Source organism: Microbulbifer discodermiae (assembly GCF_040742695.1).
Lineage (GTDB): Bacteria > Pseudomonadota > Gammaproteobacteria > Pseudomonadales > Cellvibrionaceae > Microbulbifer.
Map to the genome: position 1 here is coordinate 1 of NZ_JBFLAB010000088.1, position 9,177 is coordinate 9,177.

4 protein-coding genes are annotated in these 9,177 nt (G+C 53.8%); 3 read left to right on the forward strand and 1 reads right to left on the reverse strand.

All coding sequences use genetic code 11. The annotated features are described in order from the left end of the window. The first annotated feature begins 243 nt into the window (after positions 1-243). The 3 genes from AB1S50_RS18175 (at position 244) to AB1S50_RS18185 (ending at position 7,328) form a co-directional block, all read left to right on the forward strand. On the forward strand, positions 244-6,282 hold the full coding sequence (locus AB1S50_RS18175; RefSeq protein WP_367152569.1) for a toxin TcdB middle/N-terminal domain-containing protein: 6,039 nt from the start codon (positions 244-246) through the stop codon (positions 6,280-6,282). 118 nt (positions 6,283-6,400) lie between these two features. Continuing rightward, positions 6,401-6,808 (forward strand): IS200/IS605 family transposase, encoded by a 408-nt coding sequence (tnpA, locus tag AB1S50_RS18180; protein WP_367152571.1) that lies wholly within the window; start codon positions 6,401-6,403, stop codon positions 6,806-6,808. Between the two features lie 100 nt (positions 6,809-6,908). Continuing rightward, positions 6,909-7,328, forward strand: coding sequence for a hypothetical protein (locus AB1S50_RS18185; RefSeq protein WP_367152572.1), 420 nt, complete (start codon positions 6,909-6,911; stop codon positions 7,326-7,328). A gap of 158 nt (positions 7,329-7,486) precedes the next feature. On the opposite strand, the gene AB1S50_RS18190 is transcribed toward AB1S50_RS18185, so the two are convergent. Beyond that, positions 7,487-8,926 carry a serine hydrolase domain-containing protein gene (locus AB1S50_RS18190; protein WP_367152574.1) on the reverse strand — a complete coding sequence of 480 codons (1,440 nt, stop codon included), beginning with the start codon at positions 8,924-8,926 and terminating at the stop codon, positions 7,487-7,489. Positions 8,927-9,177: the final 251 nt, after the last annotated feature.

Below are 9,177 nucleotides of genomic sequence, written 5' to 3' on the forward strand. Positions count from 1 at the left end.
CTATGGAAGATATAGAGCTGATCTTCAACCACCGTTACAAGAGCAGGAATATAGATACCTGTGGTGGTGGCGGTGGTGGCCCGCTTTCTGTAGATCCTGTTAGCGAATAATAAGAGATACGCGCCGATCCAATTTGGATCGGCGCATGGATAACGAACCCGGCCTTTTTCCAGGTGGATGAGCCCAGTCTGAACTATTGCAGGTGTTTACGCTAAAGGCACCAAGAATAAAAAAGGAATATTTATGTTGCGTAATCTTTTGCTTTGCTGTTGTCTGCTGATCCCCGTTATTGCTGTCTCGGGAACGGATGAACACACAGCCCTGCAGGCGCCATTCCTCAACCTGCCAACGGGGCCGGGCAGTATCGCCGGGCTGGGTGAAGCGTTTACTCCCAACCTGAATACAGGCACCAGTTCACGGCTGATGACTCTGGTTGTGCCGCCCGGGCGCAACGGTATGGCACCAGAGATCTCACTGGAGTACAACAGTGGCTTTGGCAATGGGCTTGTGGGCTTGGGCCACAGGCTGGTCGTTCCCTTTATTCAACGCCAGACGGATCAGGGCCTGCCCAATTATTCCGAGTGGGGTCGTGCCGACAATCTGGATAATGATCGTGACGGGAGCATCGATGAATTCGATGAATTCGATACCTTTATCGACCACCGGGGCGAAGAGCTGGTGCTGGTGGAGGACGGTATTTATCGCTCAAAGAACGCCAGCGGTTTTGCCCGTTATGAGCGGCTGTCGGAGGGATGGCAGGTCACACTGCCCAATGGCCTGCGCTGGCACCTGGGGCAGCAGTCTGACAGCCGCGTAAGCAGCGCCGACGGTACCTCTGTCTTTGCTTGGTATTTGCAGGCCGTAGAGGACAGCCACGGCAACCGTATCGAATACCATTACAGCAAGCTGGATGACAGTGCCAGGATCTATCTGCAGTCCATCCGTTACAACAGTGATGGCGATATGGCGGTCAATTTCCACTATGAAAGCCGCCCGGATATTTTGATTAACTACAAGGCCGGCTTTGAGCTTAAAACCGCTTATCGTCTGCAGCGTGTGGAAACACAGTTTGCCGGGCAGGCTGTGCGCAGATACGACTTTTCCTACCATCCACTGACCGAATGGCAAAGCCTGTCCCTACTGCAGGAGGTTCAGTCGAGTGCCGGCGCCGGGGCCGCCGCTTTGGCGCTGCCGCCGGAGCGTTACGACTATACACGCTATGACCAGGAGCAGGTGTTCATGACACCTATGCCGGCGGCCAGGCGGGTACCCCTGAATGGCCCGGACATAGCTTTTCTGGATATGAACCGCGACGGCTTGCCGGATGTGGTGAATACCGGCCCCACCAAAGATACCTACTGGCTCAATCTCGGCCCCGGGGCCGATGGCCTGCCACAGTGGCAGGACCATCGCGAAATGAGCACTTTTTCTCTCAGCCGTATCTCGGATCCCGCCGCCACCTGGGCCGATATCGATGGCAATGGTGAGGTGGAGATGCTGCTGTACAACTCCGGCAGTACCAACTATTTCCGTCTCGATGAGAATTACAGTTGGCAGTACAGCGGCAGCCTTGACGGTTTGTATATCCCCCTCAATAGCTCCCGCGCCGCCATGCTGGATATCAATAACGACAAGCGGGTGGATGTTTTTGGGACCACATTGAACGGCAGCAACGGGGTTGTAGGCCACGTGGTGCAGTTAAACCACCCCGATGGCTGGTCGCAGCCGATCCAGCTGCCCATGCCCCCGGGCAGTGGCCTTGTGCGTCTCGGTGATCCCAACGTATTTCTCCAGGACATGAATGGCGATGAGCTGGCCGATCTGGTGTGGGTCGCCAACGGCTATGTCTCCTACTTCGCCAACCGCGGATTGCAGGGGTTTGCCCCGGCGGTGGTATTCGCCAACAGCCCCAATACGCTCTACAACCTGGATTCGGTTCGTATCAGCGACATGAACGCCGATGGACGCGGCGATCTGGTTTTCCTCAACGGGCAGCGGATATCGATCTGGCTGAATCAGGGGTTGGACAGCAGCCAGCATCAGCAGGCGCTGTTTAGCTCGGAGCAGGTGGTAATGCCGCAGGCGAGCTTGTCGGTGGAGGCGGTGCGTCTGGTGGACATCAACGGCAATGGCTCCACGGATATCGTCTGGTACAGCCCCGGACTGGGTGACAACACCTTCTTCTTTGCCGAACTGTTTCCCGACCATCAGCCGAACCAGTTGCTAACCATCGACAATGGGCTGGGGGCGCAGACGACTCTGTCCTACGGCGCGGTGGTGGAGGAAATGGTACGGGACCGGGATGCCGGCACCCCCTGGCCCCAGGGCATACCCGTGGCCATGCAGGTGCTGAAACGGATTGTCGTGGATGACAGTAGCGGCGGCGGCCAGCAGACCACCGAAATGGACTATGGCGAAGGCTTTTACGATGCCGCCGACAAGGAGTTCCAGGGGTTTGCGCTCAGCGAAGAGCGGCGCCTGGGGGATAGCAGTACACCGACACTGACGACCCGCTACCAGTTCCACCTGGGGCAATTGCCCGATGGCACAGAACAGGAAGCTCTACAGGGCAAAATCAGGCAAGTGGAAACCCGCGACGCCCTGGGTGCCGTGTTTTGGCGTGAAGAAAATCAGTGGGAATTGCGGCAGTTACTGCCCGGCTATGCACAGGAGCCGCGCCAGGTGGAATTTGCGGCCATGACAGAGCGGCAGCAACACTGGCTGGAGCGGGGCAGTGGTACGCCGGTCACCCTGGCTTGGGACTACGACTACGACCAGTACGGCAATAACACCTATATCAAAGAGCTGGGCCGCACCGATGGCAACTGGCAGGACGAGCGGATTACACGACTGCGCTACAGTGCCGAAACTGCCTCCACTCAGGGGCACTGGTTCCTGCACCTGCCGATCGAACGCAGCGTCAGTGACCTGTCTGGTCAGGCGGTGGCGAAGGAGCAGTGGTTTTACGACGACGAGAGTTTTTCCGGCGCCAATTTGGGTGTGGTATCCAAGGGCAATCTGACCCTGCGGCGCAGCTGGCACGACGCGGGTAACGCCGGCGCCTATGTGGCTGCGGAGCGCCATCGCTATGACACCTATGGCAACCGCACTCAGAGTTACGGTCCCCTGTGGGGCAGCGAGCCGGGGCACGAAACAGCGGCCACTTACGACCCCCAGTACCACACTTTCCCCACCCAGGTGCAGCTGCACACGGGAACCCAGTGGCTCACCGCCCAGGCGGACTATGACAAGGGCCTGGGGGTCCTCACCGACTACACGGATTTCAACGGACAAAGCAAGCAATATCGCTACGACGTACTTGGCCGCCTAACTGCCAGAGTGGACTCCGGGGATAGCCTCCAGTACCCCACCATCGAATACGACTATCAACTGGCACAAAACGTGGATGGTCATCAGGTCAACTGGGTAGAGATGCGCCAGCGGGAAGAGGGTGGCGCAACCGGCACCATCGACAGCCGCCACTTTTACGATGGTTTGGGGCGCACCCTTATGGTGCGCAGTGAAGGTGAGCAGCCGGGGCAGGTTGTTGTCAGCGACCACAATAGCTACGGTGCCCGCGGCCAGGTGGCGCAGATGGCGCTGACATACTTTGCCCAGGGGCTCGCCTACCAAGCCGGCGATCAGGGGCCCCACAAGGCTCAATACCGCTATGATGCCCTGGGCAGGGTGCGGGAAGTCCAGCAGCCCTATACCGCGCAAAGCGGGGAAGCCGTCTTCAGCCGTATAACCTATCTGCCGCTGGAGCAGCTGCTGGAGGACGAGGAGCAAACCCGTATCGGCGGTTCCCACGCGGGCGCCGCCAAACGGCTGGTCTTTGACGGTCTGCAAAATGCGCAGGGTGAATACCGTTTGCGGCGGGTCGATGAAATGATCGCCGCCGGTACAGCGGGCGGAAGCGGTGGCGCCACCTGGTCGACCTTTTACGACTACGATCTCAACGACAACTTCACCCGCCTGGAAGACGCGCAACAGAATGTGCGCACTATGCACTACGACCATTTGGGACGGTTGCGTTTTCTGGACGATCCCAATCGGGGCAAGCGCTGGCAGTACTTTGATGACGCCGGCAACCTAAGGGCCAGTCTGGACGCCTTGGGGCAGGAGCGGCACTACCGCTACGACGGTGCCAACCGCCTGCTGGAGGAATACCAGCTGTCACCCCGGGGCTCAGTGCCCACCGGAGCAGTCTGGCAACCGGATTTGCAGCTGGGCTCGACATCGCCGGTGGTCACTTATCAATACGACCAGCGCGGCACAGAGAGCGGCGCCTTTCTGCTGGGACGCCTGGCCAAAGTCACCGACCAGGCCGGTTTCGCACAGTGGGATTACGATGCCCGCGGCCGCGTTGTCCAGCGCGAACGAAAAATCCTCGGGCCACAAATCGATAGCCCCCTGTACACCACCGGGTTTGTTTACGACAGTGCCGGGCGGCGGGTAAAACAATTTTATCCCGATGGCACCTGGGTGGATTTTCACTACAACGCCCGCGGCCTGTTGGAGCGTATTCCCGGTGTGGTGGAACAGCTGGACTATACCCCCCACGGTGTTCTGCAGTATCAGGAGCTGGCCAACGGTGTTGAAACCAGCTGGAATTTTGACGAGCGCCAGCGGCTGGCTGGACTGCACACAGTGCGCCTAGGGGATGCCCTGGCGCTGCAACAGTGGGACTACCGTTTCGATGCCGTTTCCAACCTCCTGGGTATCGATGATCAGCGCTCCGGTGGTGTCCTCGACGCTATGGCGGCCGAACTCAATGCCGCATCCCAGGCGGCATCCCTGGCGCAAAATATCGACTACAGCTACGACGACCTCTACCGCCTGACCGGGGTTGCCAACGCCGTTGAACAGTTCAATTACCACTATGACGCCATCGGCAATCTGCTGCGGATGGATTACACCCCTATCGATGCGGCGGGCAATGCCGGCGCCCTGCAAACCACGGAGCTGCGCTATGGTGGCAGCAGCGACAATAGCAACAGTGGCGCTTTCAACCGGGTTGGCCGCGGCGGTCTGCCCGGGCCCCAGGCGCTGAGCTGGGTCGGGGGGGATGTTGTCTACGATGACAACGGCAACCAGATCCAGTCCGGTGACTGGCAGTACCAGTGGGACCATGACCAGCGCCTTATGGCCGCCAGCGATGCCCAGGCAAGCGACCAATACGGCTACGACTATCAGCACCAGCGGCGCTTTAAAATCACCGAGCACAGCGGTGGCGCCCGCGATGTCACCCTGTATATCGATGCTGAAAGCGAGGTGCGCGACGGCCAGTTGCTGAAATATATTCACCTGGGCCAGCGGCGCATCGCCCGCAGCGGCCAGGCAGGTGAGGCCTTTGCGCCCAGCGAATACTATCTGCACACCCATTTGGGTTCCACTTCGCTGACCCTGGATTCCACCGGCCAGTTGGTGAATGCCTTTACCTACAAGGCTTACGGTGAACTGGACAGTGTCTTAGGTGACAGTGCGGCGGCCCCCTACGGCTATACAGGCAAAGAGCGGGATGAAACCACCGGCCTGGGTTACTTTGAACGGCGCTATCTGCAATCCGCTTTTGGCACCTTTATCAGCCCGGACCCGCTGCTCAACACCGCCGCGCGCTTTACCGATCCCCAGCGCTGGACTCCCTATCGCTATGGGCGTAATAATCCGATCAACTATGTTGATCCCAATGGGGAATCGGTCGTCAAACTGGGTGTCACAGCCGGTAAAATTGCGATTAAGGCCTATAAGCAATTCCGCAAAACCGGGAAGCTGGATGCCAAGTCGCTAAAAGAAGCTGGTTTGGATGAACTGGTAGGAATTGCGGATGACCTGAATACGGTTTTTCTTGACGACAAGGCCGGGTTAGGGGATAAGCTGGCCGCCACTGTAGATCTACTGGCCGGTACGGAATTTAATGATGGTGAAATTAGCGATCTAAGAGGATTGGGAAAATCCAAGAAGACAGGAGTTGCTACAAAGGATGCACCAGTCTCAAAAGCTGATCTATTAAGGCAGGGTAAGGACGTAAACGTTAAAGATGTGAAAGAAGCTCGGCAGATCTTGGACAGCATGCCTGAACTACGACCCGGGCCTGGAAATGTTTCTCCTGGATTTAGAGATCGTAGAAATTCGTATCGAGGTGATTTGATCAACATAAAAGATCCGACAAGTTCAAAAATTCACGACCGCGGCAAGCACGCTAATCAGCCGCATTTTAATATCGACATTCGTGACAAGGATGGTGTTCGCCAAAAACCTGCTATATTCATTGACGATTAATTAATACATAGGTAAACCACCGCCTCTGGCGGTGAGACTTGACAGGGCTCTGCCGTTCAGTCGTGCAGGGTAGAGAATATGGCCTCCCATGAACCGGCAAGTTCTATTAGGAGGCCATATGAGAGATTGGCAGAGCCAAGCCCACGTCAAGCATTATTGCAGGTATCACATAGTATTTGTCCCGAAGTATCGAAGAAAAGCGATATTTGGGACTTTAAGAAGAGAGATCGGAGCCATATTCCGTGATCTTTGTCGCCAAGCAGGAGTTGACCTAGTCGAGGGTTATGCGATGAGGGAGCACATTCATATGTTGTTGATGATTCCTCCGAAGTTCAGCGTGGCTCATACGGTAGGGCTCCTTAAAGGCAAGTCGGCGATTCGAATATTTCGTGAGTACATGCAGGTGAAGAGAAATTTCACCGGTAGGCATTTCTGGGCCAGGGGCTACTGCGTTAGCACAGTTGGCTTAGATGAGCAGATAGTTCGAGAGTACATCAAGAATCAAGAAAGTGAGGGGCGTCGTTAAGAGCAAATGAGGTTGATGGGGCTGTAACATAGCCCCCTTTGGGGGCTTTCATCATACCCCCCGCTTTGCGGGTGGTTGCTGATTTTAAGGGTTGCTGGCGATGACGGTTGATGAAATAGCTAATTATGTAAAGTCAGGGTCTCGTTCCTTGGTCTGCATCTTTAGAGAGAAATTAGAGAGGTTGAATCTGTTTGTGATATCTTTCTACATAATGGGTAAGCCTAATGCTTATATTCTTAGTGTGGAAATTGACCCAATTGACATGGTTGATGATGGTGAAGGTTGGGTGTGGCAATCCGAACCTATGGATATGACGAAACTTGTAGGGATTTTAGAGCGTCATCTTAACTTGCCCCTAAGTGATTGGGAAAATGTGACTAAATCTGGGCGACTTTCGTTCTGTGAGGAAGAAATAGATAATGATTGTTATCAGGAGCAAGAAGTTGTTTTTAAGAATGAACTTAGGTGTGGTGAGGTGCTTCTTCCAGGTGGGATTTTTTGGGTAAAACGCGCCGATTAAGTGTTGCAAAGAGGCTGCTGTTGAATAAATATGGTCGGAGTGAAAGTTTGGTGTTCTTAATCTCTTCGTGTAGAAATCGATTAACTAGGTGTTCAATAAAATCTCTACAGTAATAGAAGATTAAGTGAAAAAATTTTACTCCGATCTCAATTGTTAAATCAGACCTTGGTATAGGCAAGGGAACCATTGGTTAAACTTGGCTTACCTTCTCCCTGGAGTGAAAATTTCAATTTTCTGCTTAAGGCACCAAAATGGGCTCTATAGCCATCTTCAGTTTGTAAGAGGATTCCTTTGAGGGAGCCCCATATAACTTTTGCCTGTCCGTTCTCGGTAAAAAGTTTCTGCTTCGGCCAGCCGTCACTGTTGGAATAGGTGCCCAGCAGGTTTGGCGGAACTGCATCTGCTGAGACCACCTGTTTGTGGGCAGGTGCAGCCGACAATTCGGACTGGATCGACTTGGTCAGGCGTTTTGAATCCTGCTGCAGCAACTCCAGTTTGTTGCTTTTCTGCAGTGCAGAGTTGTAGACATAATTGGCCAGTATATGGGGCAGGGTATAGGCTATATCCTGATTGGTAAAGGCGATGACCCCGAGCTGGTGTTCCGGCATAAAGGAAACATGAATGCTATAGCCGCCGTAATTCCCAAATCTGGTCAGTAGCTTTTCACCATTGTATTGTGCTATATCCCATCCCAAAGTATAGCCATCCCGCGGGTAGGTGAAATAGTTTCGGTCCTGCTCCACCTGTTTTGTATGAAGCAATGCAAAAATATCCTTTTTGGAAAATTTAGTGTAATCCCGGTTTATATTAGCCTGTAGCCAGACCGCCATATCCCCGGCAGTGGAAGCAACACCGCCGGAAGCATGCATGGTTTTATCGGTTTTATGATGGTCGTAATCGAAAATGGTGCCATCCTTTGCGGTGGTAATTGCGGGGAGCAGTTGTTTGGCTGCCGAAATATGGGTGGTGGTATTGGTCATTTCCAGTGGATCGAACAGGTATTCCGACATTAATTGATGCCAGTCAGAGTCTAAAGCGGATTCGGCCAGCATGGTGGCCACAATAGGCCCTGTATTCGAATATCTAAAGCGGTTATCCGGCGCGGTTAGGATACGATGGTTGAGAGACTGTTTCAGGTCGCTTTGATCTGTATAGCCAAGAAAAGCGGACTTGAAGGTATGCTGTACGCTAGTAAAGCCAGCGGTATGGGTCAACAGGTTTTTCAGAGTAATCTGCTTTGTATTTATTTTTTTATTTGTAATCAACTGTTTGTCATAGGCGTGGATACTTTTATCTAAGTCGATTTTATTGGCAGCATCCAGTGTCGCCAGCAGGGTGGCGGTCATCGCCTTGGTATGGGATGCAATCAGAAACTGGGTGTCTTTGCTGATAGTGGTGCCATTCCTGGAGTGGGTGGCAAAGGAAGCCAGGCCGTTCTTGTCCACCAGCGCCACAAAATGAGAGCCCACCAATTGGTTGGTGTCGGCCAAATCAATCAATAGCTGTTGTATTTCGGATTCCTGCGCTTCGCTGAGCGCGAGGGATTCGGTGCTGAAAATCAGTCCGGACAGAAACAGGATGATTGATAGGTTGCGCATAAATTGGATATCCATTTTTCTTGTAGTTTATCGGGCCTGAAAATGTATTTATGCCGCACCGATTAGCTGGATTTAATCTAGGTCTTATTCATAGCGGACTTTATTTTTTGTTAGGGCCTGTTAACACTAATTTTGATAAAATCTGCGTTTATGGAAATCACAAAATCGCAATTCAAAATTATCGAACACCTGCTGCCTTTACAGCGAGGTAACGTCAAAATACCGAATATACAGGTCATAAACGCTGTTTT

Bases quoted from the DNA above. Each gene is read 5' to 3' on its own strand.
- AB1S50_RS18175 (WP_367152569.1), top strand. From the start codon at position 244: ATGTTGCGTAATCTTTTGCTTTGCTGTTGTCTGCTGATCCCCGTTATT.
- tnpA (WP_367152571.1), top strand. From the start codon at position 6,401: ATGAGAGATTGGCAGAGCCAAGCCCACGTCAAGCATTATTGCAGGTAT.
- AB1S50_RS18185 (WP_367152572.1), top strand. From the start codon at position 6,909: ATGACGGTTGATGAAATAGCTAATTATGTAAAGTCAGGGTCTCGTTCC.
- AB1S50_RS18190 (WP_367152574.1), bottom strand. From the start codon at position 8,926: ATGCGCAACCTATCAATCATCCTGTTTCTGTCCGGACTGATTTTCAGC.